We start from the raw sequence: 15609 nt of genomic DNA, 5'->3' as shown, positions 1-15609 counted from the left end.
ACGCGAAAAGGGCTTGTTTTGTAGGGTTTTCGTTGTCTCCGCTTGTCTCACAGGAGCTCAAAATATAGTCCACACGATTTTGCCGTACGCGAGACCACGCCCGTCGTGCGCGCGAGACGATTGCTCGTGCGACGCAGCCCGCGTCCACCGCCACTCACCCCGCGTTTCGTGACGATCGCGATACGCCCCTCTGACTGAGATGAGGTGACGGACGAATACGACAATCCCGAATTTCGGTAAAGCGGAATGTTTTTGTGCGCGCGGCTTGACCCACGGCCTGGGTGTTTTGCCCGACGGGCAGCACAACGGATGGTGCCGCGGGTCTACGAGCTAGCTGGAACGTCTTAACCTCCAGAACGAGCCAGCAGCTTCGAAATTCTGATCTCAGCCGCTCCGGCGCCGAACAAGCCATCGCCGTCCAATCCTTGCAGGTCGTCGTAGTCCAAAAGGGGCTCGGACACGCTCTTTACGGGATCACTGTCCGAGTACCGAACCAACCAAGCCCTCTTTGATATCGGATCTCGCCTGACAAAGTCGGGGATGGGCCAATCTGACCGATCCCAGTTGGGCACCTTGCCGATGATCACCCACCGCCCCTCAATCAGTCCGAGGTCTCCGAAGCGAATTCTAGCCACGGCCTGGTCAGGATGAAGATGATCGAGCGTTGCCGACGCTGACGTTTCAAGACGCGGACCGAAAAAGTAACCCAGCAGAACCCTTCCCACGTGGGTCGACCTCGCGACGACTCCACGAGCAAATCCGCCGTTTCGGAGCGGCATTGCGAACACGGAGCCTTCTTCATAGGGCAGCTTCATCTGCTGTCGATGGTACGGTACGTCACCTTGCGAGAAGCACGCGTCGAAGGAAGTTGGTGGGTTACGCAAGCGCTAACCCACCCTGTACAGCAGCCCCTACTCCGCCGCGATCTGCCGCGGCGCCGGCGGCGGGCTCGCGAGGTCGGCGGCGAGCTGGGCGTAACGAAGCTTGGCGTCGGCTACCGCCTTCTCCTTCACCGGGCCGTAGCCGCGGATGCGGTCGGGCAGTGAGAGCAATTCCACTGCGGTGTCGATCGTGACGGGAGACAGCAGGCCGAGCACGGTCGTGACATCCTTCTCGTAGCCGGCGATCAGGTCGCATTCGAGCTTGCGGTCGGCGCTGCGGCCGAAGATGTCGAACGGAGTACCGCGCAGGAATTTGAACCTTGCCAGGACGCGGAAGACGTTCAGCATCCACGGGCCGAAGGCACGCTTCTTCGGGCGCCCGAGCGCATCAACGCCGGACGCCAGGATGGGCGGCGCGAGGTTGAAGCTGAACTTGAAATCACCCTCGAACTGGTCGCGGAGCTGCTGCTCGAAGGCGCCGTTGGTGTAGAGGCGCGCAACTTCGTATTCGTCCTTGTAGGCCAGCAGCTTGGCATAGTTCACCGCGACCGCGCGCGGCAGCGCATCGCCATAGCCACCTTGCTTGGCAGCATCGCGAACCTGGTCGACCAGCTTGCGATAACGTCTTGCCAGCCGGCCGTTCTGATAGGCGGTCAGGTGCTTGGCGCGATGCTCGATGACCTCATCGAGCGTCATCGCGTCCAGCGTCTTCGGCGCGACCACCTCGTCCGTTCCCTTCAGCATCGCGGCAAGGCGCGCTGGGTCCGCGACCGCGAGGCGGCCGAGGCGGAAGGCTTCCTTGTTCATCTTGATCGAGACGCCGTTGATCTCGATCGCCTGCTCGATCGACTCTGCTGAGAGCGGGAACAGCCCCTTCTGGTAGGCGTAGCCCATCATCATCATGTTGGTGGCGATGGCATCGCCGAGCAGCTGCTCGGCCGGCCTGGTGAAATCGAAGAAGACGGAGTCCTTGTGCAGCGCCGTCTCCAGCACCGCATTCAGCTTGCGGGTCTGGAAGTTGAAGTCGCGGTTGAGGACGAAGTCGGCGGTCGGGATCACGTGGCTGTTGATGATGCCGCGGGTGCGGCTGGTGTCGCAGAGCGAGATCGTGTCCTTGGCGACCGCAACCACCTCGTCGGCCGCGAGCACGAGATCGGCCGTGCCGGTGACGATGCGCGAGCAGGTCACCTCCGCCGGATGATCCGACAGGCGAACGTGGCTGAGCACCGCCCCGCCCTTCTGCGCAAGGCCCGACATGTCGAGGATCATCGAGGCCTTGCCCTCGATATGGGCGGCCATGCCGAGCAGCGCGCCGATCGTGAGCACGCCGGTGCCGCCGACGCCGCCGACCGCGATGTTGTAGGGCTTGTCGAGAGTCGGTCGCGAGGCCGGCTCAGGCAGCTCGCCGATCTCGCTGAGCTCGGCCGGCGCACGGTGACGCGGCTTGCCGCCGTCGACGGTGACGAAGGACGGGCAGAAGCCCTTCAGGCAGGAATAGTCCTTGTTGCACGAGGACTGGTTGATGGCGCGCTTGCGGCCGAACTCGGTCTCCAGCGGCTCGACCGAGATGCAGTTCGACTGCACCGAGCAGTCGCCGCAGCCTTCGCAAACGGCGGGGTTGATCATGACGCGGCGCGCCGGATCCTCCATCAGGCCGCGCTTGCGGCGGCGGCGCTTTTCGGCCGCGCAGGTCTGCACGAAGACGATCGCCGAGGTGCCCTTGTACTCGCGGCACATCTTCATGACGCTGTCGAGTTCGTCGCGGTGATACTTCTTCACGCCGGGCGCGATGGTGTCGGCCGGATAGGCGTCGGGCGCCTCCGAGACCAGATAGATCTCGCGGATGCCCTCGGCGTGGAGCTGGAAGGTGATCTGCTGCGGCGAGAGATCGCCGTCATGGCGCTGGCCGCCGGTCATGGCGACGGCGTCGTTGTAGAGGATCTTGTAGGTGATGTTGGTCTTGGAGGCGACCGCCTGGCGAATGGCGAGCAAGCCGGAGTGGAAATAGGTACCGTCGCCGAGATTGGCGAAGATGTGGTTCTCGTTGGTGAAGGGCGCGATGCCGACCCACGGCACACCCTCGCCGCCCATATGCGTAAAGGTCTCGGTCGAGCGGTCCATCCACAGCGCCATGAAGTGACAACCGATGCCGGCGAGTGCGCGGCTGCCTTCGGGGACTTTGGTGGATGTGTTGTGGGGACAGCCGGAGCAGAAGTACGGGGTGCGGGAGACAGGCGCAACCGCCTGCATCTGGGTGGCCTGACGGCCGTTGAACCAGTCGGCCTTGACGCGGAGCATCTCCGCGATTTCGGGGTTGAGATTAAGTCGAAGCAGGCGTTCCGTGAGCGAGGTCGCAAGCGAGGCGACGCTGAGCTCGGCGGCGAAGGTCAGGAAGCGCTTGTCGTGCTCGTCCATCTTGCCGACGATGCGTGGACGGACGTCGTCGCGCCAGTTGAACAGCTCCTGCTTGACCTGGTTCTCGACGATCTCGCGGCGTTCCTCGACGATGAAAATCTCTTCGAGCCCGACCGCGAACTGCCGCACGCCTTCCGGCTCAAGCGGCCAGGGCATGCCGATCTTGTAGAGGCGAAGGCCGATCTTGGCGGCGACCTCCTCGGTGATCCCCAGCTCGCGCAGCGCCTGGCGCACGTCCTCATAGCTCTTGCCCGACGCCATGATGCCGAAGCGGGCGTTCGGCGAATCCATGGTGACGCGGTTGACCTTGTTGGCACGCGCGAAGGCGATCGCGGCAAAGCCCTTGTAGTCCTGCAGGCGGCGATCCTGCTCGAAGCGGTCATCGGGCCAGCGCAGGTTGAGACCGCCGGGCGGCAGCTCGAAATCGGTGGGAATGATGAATGGCTTCATCTCGTCGGTGAGGTCGATCTCGGCGGTGGTCTCCACCGTCTCGGTGATCACCTTCATGCCGACCCAGCAGCCGGAATAGCGCGACATCGCGATGCCGAGCAGTCCCATCTCGATCATCTCGTGGATGCTGGAGGGATAGAGATAGGGCATCAGCGCCGAGATGAAGGCGTGGTCCGACTGATGCGGAACGGTGGAGGATTTTGCGCCGTGGTCATCGCCGGCAAGGCAGAGCACGCCGCCGTTCTTGGCCGAGCCGGCGGCGTTGCCGTGGCGGAACACATCGCCGCAGCGGTCGACGCCCGGGCCCTTGCCGTACCAGATGCCGACCACGCCGTCGTATTTGGCACCGGGCGAGAGGTTGAGCTGCTGCGAGCCCCAGACGGCGGTGGCCGCCAGGTCCTCGTTCACGCCGGGCTGGAACTTGATGTTGTACTGCTCGAGATGCTTGCGGGCTGCAAAAAGCTGCTGGTCGTAGCCGCCGAGCGGCGAGCCGCGATAGCCGGAGATGAAGCCCGCGGTGTTGAGGCCATTGGCGCGGTCGCGCCGGATCTGGGCCATCGGCAGGCGAACCAGGGCCTGAATGCCCGTGGTGAAGACGTGTCCGGTCTGCTGGGTGTATTTCTGATCGAGACTGATCGGACCCTGGTTGATGCCCATGCTGTCCTCGTTTCGCCCTGCTCAGGCCCTTGTTATCTAAAAGCCGCTTAAGCCGTTGCCTGCCCGTTGTTTTTAGCTAGGGCGCGCCGGCCATCACCGCCACTCTATGTCGGATATTTCATGATCCGCACCACAAATCTGGACGAAAGGGCGCGCCGGGTAAAAATCGCAATTTCGTGGCCTCAAACACGCCGGGCATTTTCAATTTGTGTCACCATACCCCCGCCGTCGCGAAATGAATGGCCGCCCCCATGGCGCCGATGACGGCGATTGGTCGCAGGAGACGCCTTCGATGCGGACGATTCTGGCTGTGATCGCGTTGTGCAGTGCAGTTGCGAATGCAGCCCTTGCTGCCGAACCATCGCCGGAGCTGATCGCCTACGGCAAGGCGCTGGTCGAGGCCGGCGACTGCGCGGGCTGCCACACCGCCGATCCGGCCAAGCCGTTCGCGGGCGGCAAGCGGATCGACACGCCGTTCGGCGCGATCTTTGCGCCGAACCTGACGCCTGACCGCGACACCGGAATCGGCGCCTGGAGGGATGCCGATTTCACCCGTGCGCTGCGCTACGGCATCGCGCCCGACGGCTCGAACTATTACCCGGCGTTTCCCTATCCTTACTTCACCAAAATGACGAAGGACGACACGCTGGCGATCCGCGCTTATCTCGCCACGCTGGCGCCCGTGGCGAACCGCAACAAGCCGCCGGAACTGCGCTGGCCGTTCGGCTATCGCGGCCTGATACGGCTGTGGAACGCCATGTACTTCAAGCCCGGCCTGTTCGAGCCGGACCAGAGCAAGAGCGCGGCCTGGAACAGAGGCGGCTATCTCGTCACCGGGCTCGGTCATTGCGGCGCCTGCCACACGCCGAAGAACTATTTCGGCGCCGACAGGGACGCGCAGGCGCTATCCGGCAACGAGGTCGGAGGCTGGTTTGCCCCCCGCCTCGATGGCGCCGTCCGCACCGGGCTGAAATCGTGGAGCGAGGAGGACATTGCGGAGTATCTGCAAAGCGGGCGCAACGCCAAGAGCCATGCCGGCGGGCCGATGGCAGAGGTCGTCGTCAACTCGACCGCGAAAATGAGCGATGCCGATGTGCGCGCAATCGCCATTTACTTGAAGAGCCTGCCGTCGACGCGACGCGAGACGATCGTGACGCCGCCGGACGATGCCGAGATGAAGGCCGGCCAGGCCGTCTACGCAAAACTCTGCATCGCCTGCCATGAGGCCGACGGCTCCGGCGCCCCGCGGATCTATCCGCCGTTGCCGGGCAATGCGCTGCTGCAATCCAACAACCCATCCTCCACCTTGCGCATCATCCTCGACGGCGCCCACACCGTGACCACACCGCGCGCGCCCAACACCGGGGAGATGCCGGGTTATGCCAAGCAACTGTCCGACGACGAGATCGCGGCGGTGACGAATTACATCCGCAATTCCTGGGGCAATGCGGGCCTGCTGGTGACGCCGGCCCAGGTGGCGAGGGCGAGGAAGAGAGAGGCGAGTGGGGAATAGCGAGTGGCGAATGGCCGAGAACCATTCGCTATTCGCCACTCGCGCGCGACAGCGCTCACCGCTCCTTCTCCTCATCCCCCGCGAACACGAATTTCGGCATCTCCCATCTGTAGTGCACCGCGAGCAGGCGGAAGCTGAGGCCGAGCACGAAGGTCAAGATCGTCCAGAGCTCGGCATTGAGATTGAAGCCGAACGCCGTGGCGTAGAACAAGCCCGTGACGACCGAGACGCTGGCATAGAGCTCGGATCGAAACAGCAGCGGCACGTCGTTGCAGAGCACATCGCGCAACACGCCGCCGGCGCAGCCCGTCACCATGCCCGAGACGATCACGATCGGCAGCGAGGCGTCCATCTGCCAAGCGACGTTGCAGCCGATCATGGTGAAAACAACGAGGCCGATCGCATCGAGCACGATGAAGGCGAGGTGCAGCCGATGCACGAGGCGCGCGATCAGGATCGTCAGCAGCGCCGCCCCACCCGGCAGAGCAAGGTAGATCGGGTTGGCCACCCACACCAGCGGATAGTGACCGAGAAACAGATCGCGCAGCGTGCCGCCGCCAAGCGCGGTGATGCAGGCGAGAAGACAAACGCCGACATAATCCATGCTGCGCCGCCCCGCGGCCAATGCTGCCGTCATGCCCTCCGCCGTCAAGGCGACGAGGGCCAGAAAGTGCAGCACGCTATCGGTCGGCGGCAGACTCCACATCGGCTTCGCTCCTCGTCGCGCCCATGGAACTCGCGTCCAGTTCCCGAGCGAACAGGTTCCCGATTCCCGACAGGAGAGCAACATGCGACGAAAGCATTGGGTGGCGCGGAACGGAATCTCGCACCTGAGGGTTGTCCCGACGTCATAACCCGAGGAGATCCAATCGATGGCTGACGACCGTTTTCCCAACGATCCGTATCGCCCGAACCTCGCCGACGATGAGTTTGCTCGCGCGGCGCGCCGGGATGCCGACCTTCAAGCCGATCCCGAACTCGGGGAAGGCCCTGCCTCCAGCGGCAAGATCGCGCTGTTTGCGGTAGCGGTCGCGCTGGTGCTGGGCGCGGTGTTCTACGGCTTGAACAATACCACCACGACCAACCAGGCCAGCAACACGCCGGCCTCGCAGACTGCGCAGACGCAACCGACCAATCCGGCGGCGCCTCCGGGCATGCGCGACGTGACCCCGCGCAACAACACCGAGCCGGGCGTGACCACAGGTGCGGCGCCGAGCAGGCCTGCTGCCCCGGCTCCCGATACGCCTGCTGCAAAGCCGGCGCCGGATGCGCAGACGCCGCCCAGCGGCGCGAAGTAACAGTTCGCAATGAGACGTGAGAGCGGCGGGATGCAACATCCCGCCGCTTTTCGTTGGCCTAGCTGAACATCTTGTTGAGTTCGCCGCCGGAATAGCCGCCGGCAAGCTCCGTGAACGTTCCCTTCTCCGCCATCTCCTTTGCAGCGCGCATGAAGCCGCCCCAGGCGGCGCGGGCGAGCGAGCCGCCCACACTGATGCGGCGCACGCCGAGATCTCGGGCTTCCTGCAGCGACAGGCCGGACGCGCCGATCAGGAGGTTGAACGGCTTTGGATGCACCGCCTTCACCACCGCGGCGATGTCCTCGCGGCTCTTCAGGCCCGGCGCGTAGAGACAGTCGGCGCCGGCATCGGCATAAGCCGTCAGCCGATCGATGACGAGCTTGAGGTCGGTGATGCCCCACAAGTAAGCCTCGCAGCGGCCGACCAGCAGCGTGCCGCTGTCGCCGATCGCCTTGCGCGAGGCCTTGATGCGCTCGACCGCAAGCGCGCTTTCGTAGAGCGGCTTGTCCTTGTCGCCGGTGGAATCCTCGATCGAGAGGCCCGCGACGCCGGTACGCACACAGCGCTCGACATTGTCGGCGACCCTGTCCGGTTCGACGGCAAAGCCGCCCTCGAAATCGGCGTTCACGGGAATGTCGACGGCCGAGCTCAATGCTGCCAGATGCTGACAGACGTCCTCGACGCTGACGTGGTTGTCGGCCTTGCCGATGGTCCAGGCAAAGCCTGCGCTCGAGGACGCGATCGCCTTGAAACCGAGATGTTGCAAGGCTTTCGCGCTGCCGACATCGACCGGATTGGGCAGGATGAAGCAGCCGCTCTCGTGCATCTTCCTGAATGTCGCGCGCTTGTCCGCGGTCGTCACGTGCATGTTTCTCTCCCTCGTTGCTGCGCAGAGATAGGCGCGCGTCTTCAAGTGCGCTAGTGGGCGTCGTGCACCGCACGGCTATCCTTCGGAGCCTGCTCGCGGTCGGTCATGCTGTAATCCCGGATCACGCTGGCGATGCGCAGATGATAGTCCGCGAAGATTTTTGCACGCCCTTTCGCCTGCGTGCGGCGATGCTCCATCGTGTTGCGCCAGGCCTGCACGGCTGCCTCATCCCGCCAGAACGACACCGACAGGATCTTGCCCTTCTCGGTCAGGCTCTCGAAGCGCTCGACCGAGATGAAGCCGTCGATGGTTTGCAGCAGCGGCTTGAGGTCGGCCGCGAGGTCGAAATAATCCTGGCGGTGTTCCGGCTTGGGCCAGACTTCGAAGATCACGGCGATCATGGGCATCTCCTTGCATTGATGGCCTACAATACCACCTTGCGCAGGAAGGTGCGCTCTTCCGCGAGGATGAATTTCTCGGCCTCCGCGAAGTTGAAATTCGCCGTGCCGTCGAGATCGGCGCGCAGCCGTTTGCGATAGGATTCGTACGCTGCAAGGCTCTCGAACGAAATCAAGGCGAACGCGATGTTGTTGGTGCCCTCGTGCGGCATGAAGTAGCCGATCAACTCGCCGCCACATCTCGGGATGATGGTGAGCCAGCGCTTCGAATACTCCTCGAACTGCGCGCGCTTGAACGGATCGAGCTGGTAGCGGATGAAGACGGTGACGGGCATGATGGATCCTGATTTTCTCGTCGAGAACGCAAAGCGACGCCGTCGCCGCTGAAGCACTGGATTGCTTCGCTCTGCTCGCAATGACGTGTTTGCAGATACACGCTACGCGCTTGCCCGCCCGCGATGCTTCGGCTACCATCGAAGCATGAAATCCGGCCCCGACATCGCCATGGTCGCCTCGCTGGTCGGCGACCCCGCCCGCGCCAACATGCTGACCGCGCTAATGAACGGCCGCGCGCTCACTGCGAGCGAGCTGGCGCAGGAGGCCGGCATCACGCCGCAGACCGCAAGCTCGCATCTGTCGAAGCTCGAGGCCGGCGGCCTCATCGAGCCGGAGAAGCAGGGCCGCCACCGCTACTACCGCCTCACCGATGACGACGTCGCCGGGGTGCTCGAGGGCCTCGCGGGCCTCGCCGCGCGGACCGGCCACATGCGCGTGCGCACCGGACCGAAGGATCCGGCGCTGCGGCGGGCGCGGATCTGTTACGACCATCTCGCCGGCGATCTCGGCGTGCAGATGCTCGACACCATGCGCGAGCGAAACCTGGTCAGGCAGAAGAAGCAGGATATCGAGCTGACGGCCGAGGGCGAGCGCTTCCTCGCCAAACATTTGCAGATCTCGCCCGAGATGCTGGCTCATCCGCGCCGTCCGGTGTGCAAGGCCTGCCTCGACTGGAGCGAGCGGCGCCACCATCTGGCCGGCACGCTGGGCGCGGCCTTGATGCAGCGTTTCGCCGAGCTGAAATGGGCCTCGCGCGATGCCACGCCCGGCAGCCGCGTGGTGAATTTCACCCGCACCGGCGAGAAGCAGTTCGCCGCGCTGTTCGGCAGCGTGCAGGACTGATCACGCGGAGCGCGTGGGTTCGCACGTTTGCGTGTGAATGCGAGCTCTCGTCGCGGCCGGGCTTGACCCGGCCATCCACGCGTTTATGGCCACGTCAATCCGGGGCGGCTCGTAGAGCAGAGCCCGGAATGACGAGGTTCCGGGTTCGATGCTTCGCATCGCCCCGGAACGACATGGCTAACCACGAGACCCCCATGATCCGCATCCTCTCCGCCGCACTCGCGGTCGCCCTCCTCGCTTTCCCCTTCACGCCCACGCGCGCCGCGGACACGCCGCCCCGCGAGCCCTATGGCATCGCGCTCGAAGGCTTTGCCTATCCCTACCCCGTGCACCTCCTGCCGGTCGTCAACGACGGCGAGCAACTAAGCATGGCCTACATGGACGTGTCTCCCGCGCAGCCGAACGGCCGCACCGTCGTACTGCTGCACGGGCGCAATTTCCCGTCGAGCTATTGGGCCCCCGTGATCAAGATGCTGGGCGAGGCCGGTTTTCGCGTCGTGGTGCCGGACCAGATCGGATTCGGCAAATCCTCCAAGCCGCAGGGCGAACTGCATTTCGACAATCTGGCGCGCAACACCATTGCGCTGCTCGATCACCTCAAGATCGACAAGGCCGAGGTCGTCGCCCACTCGCTCGGCGGCATGCTCGGCGTGCGCATCGCCCGCGCCTATCCCGACCGCGTCGCCCATCTGGTGCTGACCGCGCCGATCGGGCTGGAGGATTACCGCCTCTACGTGCCCCCGACGCCGACCGAGAAGATGATCGAGACCGAGGACAAGCTCACGGCGGAGGGCTATCGCAAGCAGCTCCAGACCAATTACGCGATCAAGCTGCCGGCCGAGGCAATCACGCCGTTCATCGATGCCCGATTCAACATCAAGGGCAGCCCCGACTATCCGCGCTGGCTGCGCGCCTTCGTCAGTTCCGGCCAGATGATCTACCGGGAGCCGGTGGCGCACGAGATCCCGCTCATCGCGCTGCCCACGCTGTTCATCATGGGGGCCGACGACCACAACGCGCCGGGCCGGCCACTCGCGCCCGAGGCACTGCGGGCCAAGATGGGGCAGAACGCCGAACTGGCGAAGGCCCTGGCGGCGAAGATGCCGAATGCGCGGGCAGAAGTGATTCCGAACACCGGGCATCTCGTCTTCCTGGAGGCGCCCGAGAAGTACGAGGAGCTGGTGCTTGGCTTTCTCGGCCGCTAGCGACACTTGCGTGTCGTCTGAGGCAGGATGCGCGGACCGTTCATGCCGCATTCAGGTCATGATTGGCAGGTTTGGATCGCAACGTGTCGGCACGCCCCAGATTTAACGTGTCGAATCGTGTCTCTTGAATCATTGTGCGCCAAAAGCGCCATTCCCCTAGCCTGCCTCCAAGGACGAGAAGGAAGACCCAATGAAATACCTGTTTGCCGCCGTCATGCTCGCCAGCGCGGTCGTCGGTTTCAGCGAGGCGGCCAGCGCCGCCGGCGGTTGCGGCCCGGGTTGGTACCGCGGCCCCTATGGCGGCTGCCGTCCGATGCGCGGCCCGGTGGTCGTTCGCCCCGCTCCGGTGGTGGTTGCCCCGGCGCCGGTCGTCGTTGTGCCTCGCGCGCGTGTTTGCCCCTACGGATTCCGCTGGTACGCCGGCCGCTGCCGCCCGTTCTGACCTCGTCCATTTGCGTTCAAAGTGGCCGCGCGGCAAAAGCCAGCGCGGCCACTTTTTTTGGAGTTGCTGCCGACGCTTCGTCCGCCATGGACCTGGGCGCTTCCAGAATCGAAATGGGGACCGCCGGCGGCGATCCCCTTTCAATCCGCGAACGTCGCGAGCTTACCAGTGATGGCGGCGGTGCCAGCGGCGGCGATGCCGGCGCCAATGACGGTGGCGCCAGCCCCAGTGGCGGTGATGGCCGTAGTGAACCTGCTCCGGCGTCAGCTTGGCGGCTTCCTCGCTGGTGGTGACCGCGGGATGAGCGTCGGAATTGCCCTGAGGCGTACGGGCGGGATCACCGACCGGCTGCGGTGACAGCGGCGCGGCCTGCGCGGCCGTTGCGGCGAAGGCGGCGGCGCCCGCTGTCACCCCCAATGCAAGTTTCAAAAAGTTCCGGCGCTCCATCATTTCTTCCTTTGGTCATCGTGACTGTGATGCAGAGGAAGTGTCGCGTTCACGACATGAACCGAAGCTGAATCGCGCGTTCAGATTAATTGAGCCGCGGATGTCTCCCGCTTATTTCGCAAACTCCTGTGCCAGCACCAGCGTTTCGCGCGTGCGCTTGACGTCGGGCCAGTCGCGATTGAAGTCGGCAACGAGATTTTGTAGCGCGTCACCTTTCAGCATCGCGTTCAGCTTTGCCTCGTCATCGAACTGATACATCGCCTGGTGCAGCGAGGGATCATCCAGGCTCCAGAACCGCCAGGCCTTGCTCACGCCGAACGCCTTCACCGCATCGGGCAGGTGTTCCGTCTCGTACCATCGGTCGAAGGCGGCGCGCTTGCTGGCGTCGGGGACGGTGGCGCGGACGACGAAGAAGGCAGCGGGCATCGGGTTTCCTCCTGTTGTTTGGGGCAAGCTTAGCCGGTTAAGCCGACGACGACAAAAAATGACGGCCCCGATGTCGGAATGGGAGCCCTTCGCTCGTCCTTTGCTTCGAAATCGGAGACAGCAAATGACCGACCTCACCCTGACCACCTTCAATTGGGTTCCCGAAGCACCGCGAGGCTTTGTGCGCGACCTTCGTGTGCGCTGGGCCCTCGAAGAGGCGGCGCTGCCCTATCGCGTCGCAAGCGCCCCGTTCGACGATCGCGGGCCTGCGCATTTCGCGCACCAGCCGTTCGGCCAGGTGCCGTGGCTGACCGACGGCGACATCTCGATCTTCGAGACCGGCGCAATCCTGCTGCATCTCGGTGGGCTCAGCGAGAAGCTGATGCCATCCGATCCGCGCGGCCGCGCCGAGACAACGGAATGGGTGTTCGCGGCGCTCAATTCAGTGGAGATGGCCAGCCTGCCCTGGGGAATGTCGAAGTTCATGGGACATCCGACTGACACGGCGGCGTGGAAGTTCGTGGACGACTTCCTCAAGCTTCGGCTCAAGCATCTCGAGCCGGTGCTGGCCGGCCGCGAATGGCTGGCCGGCTCCTTCTCCGTCGCCGACATCCTGATGTCGGATGTGCTGCGCGTCGTCGACGGTTTCGGCGGGCTGGCGGACAATCCTGCCTGCCGCGCCTACGTCGCGCGTACCACCGGCCGCCCGGCGTTCGCCAAGGCCCATGCCGACCAGATGGCGCATTTCGCTGCGGCGGATGCGACGCGCGGGGTGTGATGTGGCTCACACATTCAATCCAGCTCCTGGCCTATAGAGTCGCCAGCACCGGACGGAAGCAATCGAAAGGTGACACATGGTCCGCATCGAATATCTCAAGCGACAGATCGCTCGCGCCGAGCGGCTGGCCAAAGCCATCCTCGACCGCCAGACCGCCGAGCGGCTGCAAGCCTTCGCCGCCGAATGCCGCACGGAATTGTCGGAGCTGACGCTCAAGACCGCCGCGTGAGGCGTGCTGGCGCGCGTCACACCAGCTTCAGCGGCGCATCGGCAACGACACGGAGGTCGATGCTGCCGATCAGCGCCGCACGCCGCGCCTCCGCAGCGCTGATGGCCTCGTCCGTCTGCCGCAACGTCGAGACGTTCGAGCCGAGCGAGACGATCCCGCCGAGCACCAGGGCGATCGAACCGAGCGCGGCAGTCTGACCAAATCCAAACACGCCGAGGATCGTCACCACCAGCAGCGCTGCCCCGCCCCCGATCGCGATCTTCGACGCCAGGATGTACTTCCGGCAGCGCTCGGCGATCTCGGCGAGCCGCTCGATGCGATCTTCGATGTCGGAGATTTCGTCGGTCGGGTCGTCGTCGGTCATTGGGTCCAGATCGCCGATGCTTGGTCTCGAACGGAGCTTGATGCCAGCGGCCTAGCGGACAGCAAACCAGGCCGAGTGCATCGCCTCCAAGAAGGACTTGTTGATCTGCACTCCTGAGGCGTCCCCAAGAACACTGTCGATTCCACACTCGGGGCACAGGGCGGTGGAATCCTTATCAACCCACTCGACAATCCGATCGGGGTCAAACGTCTGCTTGCAATAGAAACAACCGCAAAGCCGACTGCTTTCGATCTCCGCACGGTGATTGCTGCACTTCTTATGTGCAACCCGTAGCGGGTGGTCCTCAGGCAATTCGAAAACGTCCGGCATATAAGACTGGCCTTCGACTACCCTGCTTTCCCCGGATCTTGCGCCGTAGCCCGCATGAGCGGAGCGACATGAGCAAGAACCCGGATGTCGATACACTCATCCGGGTACACTTCCCTCACAACGGCAAATTGTCGTGCTTCTTCGCCGGCATTTCCGTCTTCTTGTCCTTCAGCATCGCCAGCGCGCGGGCGATGCGCTTGCGGGTCGAGTGCGGCATGATGACGTCGTCGATATAGCCGCGCTCGGCGGCGATGAAGGGCGAGAGGAAGCGGTCTTCGTATTCCTTCGTTCGGGCCGCGATCTTGTCGGGGTCGCCGATGTCGGAGCGGAAGATGATCTCGACCGCGCCCTTGGCGCCCATCACGGCGATCTGGGCGGTCGGCCAGGCGTAGTTCATGTCGGCGCCGATCTCCTTGGAGGCCATGACGTCGAAGGCGCCGCCATAGGCCTTGCGGGTGATGATCGTCACCAGCGGCACGGTGCATTGCGAATACGCAAACAGCAGCTTCGCGCCGTGCTTGATCAGGCCGCCATATTCCTGCGCGGTGCCCGGCAGGAAGCCCGGCACGTCGACGAAAGTCACGATCGGGATGTTGAAGGCGTCGCAGAAGCGGACGAAGCGGGCCGCTTTCCGCGAGGCATCGCTGTCGAGCACGCCGGCGAGCACCATCGGCTGGTTGGCGACGAAGCCGACGGTGCGGCCGGCGATGCGGCCGAAACCGGTGACGATGTTCTTGGCGAACATGTCCGCGATCTCGAAGAAGTCGCCCTCGTCCACGACCTTCAGGATCAGCTCCTTCATGTCGTAAGGCTTGTTCGGATTGTCGGGGATCAGCGTGTCGAGCGACATGTCGACCCGGCCGATGTCGTCGAAGCTCGGCCATTCCGGCACGCCATCCGTATTGTTGGACGGCAGGAAGTCGATCAGGCGCCGCATCTGCAAGAGCGTCTCGACGTCGTTCTCGAAGGCGCCGTCCGCGATCGAGGAGCGCGTCGCGTGCACCGAGGCGCCGCCGAGCTCTTCGGCGGTGACGACCTCGTTGGTGACGGTCTTCACGACGTCCGGGCCGGTGACGAACATGTAGCTGGTGTTCTTCACCATGAAGATGAAGTCGGTCATGGCCGGCGAATAGACGTCGCCGCCGGCGCAGGGGCCCATGATGACGGAGATCTGCGGGATCACGCCCGAGGCCAGCACGTTGCGGCGGAAGACGTAGGAGTAGCCGGCGAGCGCGGCGACGCCTTCCTGGATGCGGGCGCCGCCCGCGTCATAGAGGCCGATGATGGGCGCCCTCGCCTTCATCGCCATGTCCTGAAGTTTCGTGATCTTCAGCGCGTGGGTCTCGGACAGCGAGCCGCCGAACACGGTGAAGTCCTTGGCGAAGACAAACGTCTTGCGGCCGTTGACGGTGCCCCAGCCGGTAACGACGCCGTCGCCGGGAACCTTGGTCTTCTCCATCCCGAACTCGGTGGAGCGGTGCTCGACGAACATGTCGAACTCCTCGAACGACCCCTTGTCGAGCAGCAGCTCGATGCGCTCGCGCGCCGTCAGCTTGCCGCGGGCGTGCTGCGCCTCGATGCGCTTTTCCCCGCCGCCGAGTTTTGCGGCGGCGCGACGGTCTTCGAGGGCGTCCAGGATGTGTTTCATTTGCTCCCGCCAGTTCTTAAGTGATGCGGGGTTCTAACACGGCATTTTGCGGGCCGGGAAGCGGCTTTCGGCGTCGCAGGG

The 15609-nt window shown here is 64.3% G+C and carries 17 protein-coding genes; 7 read left to right on the top strand and 10 right to left on the bottom strand.

Annotated elements, in window-relative coordinates:
- Positions 1-344: 344 nt before the first annotated feature.
- Both AC1RQP_RS39250 and AC1RQP_RS39245 read right to left on the bottom strand, forming a co-directional pair.
- Positions 345-815, bottom strand: a complete 471-nt coding sequence (locus tag AC1RQP_RS39250; protein WP_492942986.1) for an immunity 26/phosphotriesterase HocA family protein — start codon at positions 813-815, stop codon at positions 345-347.
- 96 nt (positions 816-911) lie between these two features.
- Entirely contained in the window at positions 912-4403 is a 3492-nt protein-coding gene (locus tag AC1RQP_RS39245; protein WP_492942984.1) for an indolepyruvate ferredoxin oxidoreductase family protein, read from the bottom strand.
- A 292-nt stretch (positions 4404-4695) separates the two neighbouring features.
- Here AC1RQP_RS39245 and AC1RQP_RS39240 point away from each other — a divergent pair, with 292 nt between their 5' ends.
- Complete coding sequence (locus tag AC1RQP_RS39240) at positions 4696-5916, top strand: c-type cytochrome (RefSeq protein ID WP_492942982.1); 1221 nt, start codon at positions 4696-4698, stop codon at positions 5914-5916.
- Positions 5917-5971: 55 nt separating this feature from the next.
- Here the strand turns inward: AC1RQP_RS39240 and AC1RQP_RS39235 are convergent, their stop codons facing one another.
- Complete coding sequence (locus tag AC1RQP_RS39235) at positions 5972-6622, bottom strand: trimeric intracellular cation channel family protein (protein ID WP_492942980.1); 651 nt, start codon at positions 6620-6622, stop codon at positions 5972-5974.
- A gap of 166 nt (positions 6623-6788) precedes the next feature.
- Here AC1RQP_RS39235 and AC1RQP_RS39230 point away from each other — a divergent pair, with 166 nt between their 5' ends.
- Positions 6789-7214 (top strand): hypothetical protein, encoded by a 426-nt coding sequence (locus AC1RQP_RS39230; RefSeq protein ID WP_492942978.1) that lies wholly within the window; start codon positions 6789-6791, stop codon positions 7212-7214.
- Positions 7215-7272: 58 nt separating this feature from the next.
- On the opposite strand, the gene AC1RQP_RS39225 is transcribed toward AC1RQP_RS39230, so the two are convergent.
- Genes AC1RQP_RS39225 through AC1RQP_RS39215 form a run of 3 tightly spaced genes read right to left on the bottom strand, consistent with a single transcriptional unit; the run spans position 7273 to position 8815 of the window.
- The gene (locus AC1RQP_RS39225) at positions 7273-8082 is read right to left on the bottom strand and encodes an isocitrate lyase/PEP mutase family protein (RefSeq protein WP_492942976.1); all 810 of its coding nucleotides are present in this window, start codon (positions 8080-8082) and stop codon (positions 7273-7275) included.
- A gap of 50 nt (positions 8083-8132) precedes the next feature.
- Complete coding sequence (locus AC1RQP_RS39220) at positions 8133-8483, bottom strand: antibiotic biosynthesis monooxygenase family protein (RefSeq protein ID WP_319327167.1); 351 nt, start codon at positions 8481-8483, stop codon at positions 8133-8135.
- Between the two features lie 23 nt (positions 8484-8506).
- Complete coding sequence (locus AC1RQP_RS39215; RefSeq protein ID WP_131867649.1) at positions 8507-8815, bottom strand: NIPSNAP family protein; 309 nt, start codon at positions 8813-8815, stop codon at positions 8507-8509.
- A gap of 145 nt (positions 8816-8960) precedes the next feature.
- On the opposite strand from AC1RQP_RS39215, the gene AC1RQP_RS39210 reads away from it, so the two are divergent.
- From AC1RQP_RS39210 to AC1RQP_RS39200, 3 genes are all read left to right on the top strand, one after another.
- Positions 8961-9659 carry an ArsR family transcriptional regulator gene (locus AC1RQP_RS39210; protein WP_239624388.1) on the top strand — a complete coding sequence of 233 codons (699 nt, stop codon included), beginning with the start codon at positions 8961-8963 and terminating at the stop codon, positions 9657-9659.
- A 194-nt stretch (positions 9660-9853) separates the two neighbouring features.
- Positions 9854-10864, top strand: a complete 1011-nt coding sequence (locus AC1RQP_RS39205; protein WP_492942973.1) for an alpha/beta fold hydrolase — start codon at positions 9854-9856, stop codon at positions 10862-10864.
- A 190-nt stretch (positions 10865-11054) separates the two neighbouring features.
- Entirely contained in the window at positions 11055-11306 is a 252-nt protein-coding gene (locus tag AC1RQP_RS39200) for a GCG_CRPN prefix-to-repeats domain-containing protein (protein ID WP_028182358.1), read from the top strand.
- Between the two features lie 162 nt (positions 11307-11468).
- Here the strand turns inward: AC1RQP_RS39200 and AC1RQP_RS39195 are convergent, their stop codons facing one another.
- Together AC1RQP_RS39195 and AC1RQP_RS39190 are read right to left on the bottom strand one after the other, a co-directional pair.
- Positions 11469-11753, bottom strand: a complete 285-nt coding sequence (locus AC1RQP_RS39195; RefSeq protein ID WP_239624391.1) for a twin-arginine translocation signal domain-containing protein — start codon at positions 11751-11753, stop codon at positions 11469-11471.
- 111 nt (positions 11754-11864) lie between these two features.
- Entirely contained in the window at positions 11865-12179 is a 315-nt protein-coding gene (locus AC1RQP_RS39190; protein WP_492942971.1) for a hypothetical protein, read from the bottom strand.
- 124 nt (positions 12180-12303) lie between these two features.
- On the opposite strand from AC1RQP_RS39190, the gene AC1RQP_RS39185 reads away from it, so the two are divergent.
- Together AC1RQP_RS39185 and AC1RQP_RS39180 are read left to right on the top strand one after the other, a co-directional pair.
- Complete coding sequence (locus tag AC1RQP_RS39185; protein ID WP_492942969.1) at positions 12304-12957, top strand: glutathione S-transferase family protein; 654 nt, start codon at positions 12304-12306, stop codon at positions 12955-12957.
- Positions 12958-13033: 76 nt separating this feature from the next.
- Entirely contained in the window at positions 13034-13186 is a 153-nt protein-coding gene (locus AC1RQP_RS39180) for a hypothetical protein (protein WP_492942967.1), read from the top strand.
- A gap of 16 nt (positions 13187-13202) precedes the next feature.
- On the opposite strand, the gene AC1RQP_RS39175 is transcribed toward AC1RQP_RS39180, so the two are convergent.
- Together AC1RQP_RS39175 and AC1RQP_RS39170 are read right to left on the bottom strand one after the other, a co-directional pair.
- Positions 13203-13550 (bottom strand): hypothetical protein, encoded by a 348-nt coding sequence (locus AC1RQP_RS39175; RefSeq protein WP_239624398.1) that lies wholly within the window; start codon positions 13548-13550, stop codon positions 13203-13205.
- Between the two features lie 445 nt (positions 13551-13995).
- Positions 13996-15528 carry an acyl-CoA carboxylase subunit beta gene (locus AC1RQP_RS39170; RefSeq protein WP_492942965.1) on the bottom strand — a complete coding sequence of 511 codons (1533 nt, stop codon included), beginning with the start codon at positions 15526-15528 and terminating at the stop codon, positions 13996-13998.
- Positions 15529-15609 lie beyond the last annotated feature (81 nt).

It is taken from the genome of Bradyrhizobium sp. GW821-FHT13H06 (assembly GCF_058803975.1).
The sequence above is the reverse complement of the archived record's forward strand: the minus strand, read 5'-3'. Positions and strand labels throughout refer to the sequence as shown.

What these genes read in the sequence shown, in the direction of transcription:
- AC1RQP_RS39175 (WP_239624398.1), bottom strand. Translation starts at nt 13,550, where the DNA reads ATGACCGACGACGACCCGACCGACGAAATCTCCGACATCGAAGATCGC.
- AC1RQP_RS39245 (WP_492942984.1), bottom strand. Translation starts at nt 4,403, where the DNA reads ATGGGCATCAACCAGGGTCCGATCAGTCTCGATCAGAAATACACCCAG.
- AC1RQP_RS39235 (WP_492942980.1), bottom strand. Translation starts at nt 6,622, where the DNA reads ATGTGGAGTCTGCCGCCGACCGATAGCGTGCTGCACTTTCTGGCCCTC.
- AC1RQP_RS39210 (WP_239624388.1), top strand. Translation starts at nt 8,961, where the DNA reads ATGAAATCCGGCCCCGACATCGCCATGGTCGCCTCGCTGGTCGGCGAC.
- AC1RQP_RS39225 (WP_492942976.1), bottom strand. Translation starts at nt 8,082, where the DNA reads ATGCACGTGACGACCGCGGACAAGCGCGCGACATTCAGGAAGATGCAC.
- AC1RQP_RS39185 (WP_492942969.1), top strand. Translation starts at nt 12,304, where the DNA reads ATGACCGACCTCACCCTGACCACCTTCAATTGGGTTCCCGAAGCACCG.
- AC1RQP_RS39205 (WP_492942973.1), top strand. Translation starts at nt 9,854, where the DNA reads ATGATCCGCATCCTCTCCGCCGCACTCGCGGTCGCCCTCCTCGCTTTC.
- AC1RQP_RS39170 (WP_492942965.1), bottom strand. Translation starts at nt 15,528, where the DNA reads ATGAAACACATCCTGGACGCCCTCGAAGACCGTCGCGCCGCCGCAAAA.
- AC1RQP_RS39250 (WP_492942986.1), bottom strand. Translation starts at nt 815, where the DNA reads ATGAAGCTGCCCTATGAAGAAGGCTCCGTGTTCGCAATGCCGCTCCGA.
- AC1RQP_RS39200 (WP_028182358.1), top strand. Translation starts at nt 11,055, where the DNA reads ATGAAATACCTGTTTGCCGCCGTCATGCTCGCCAGCGCGGTCGTCGGT.
- AC1RQP_RS39195 (WP_239624391.1), bottom strand. Translation starts at nt 11,753, where the DNA reads ATGGAGCGCCGGAACTTTTTGAAACTTGCATTGGGGGTGACAGCGGGC.
- AC1RQP_RS39240 (WP_492942982.1), top strand. Translation starts at nt 4,696, where the DNA reads ATGCGGACGATTCTGGCTGTGATCGCGTTGTGCAGTGCAGTTGCGAAT.
- AC1RQP_RS39220 (WP_319327167.1), bottom strand. Translation starts at nt 8,483, where the DNA reads ATGATCGCCGTGATCTTCGAAGTCTGGCCCAAGCCGGAACACCGCCAG.
- AC1RQP_RS39180 (WP_492942967.1), top strand. Translation starts at nt 13,034, where the DNA reads ATGGTCCGCATCGAATATCTCAAGCGACAGATCGCTCGCGCCGAGCGG.
- AC1RQP_RS39215 (WP_131867649.1), bottom strand. Translation starts at nt 8,815, where the DNA reads ATGCCCGTCACCGTCTTCATCCGCTACCAGCTCGATCCGTTCAAGCGC.
- AC1RQP_RS39230 (WP_492942978.1), top strand. Translation starts at nt 6,789, where the DNA reads ATGGCTGACGACCGTTTTCCCAACGATCCGTATCGCCCGAACCTCGCC.
- AC1RQP_RS39190 (WP_492942971.1), bottom strand. Translation starts at nt 12,179, where the DNA reads ATGCCCGCTGCCTTCTTCGTCGTCCGCGCCACCGTCCCCGACGCCAGC.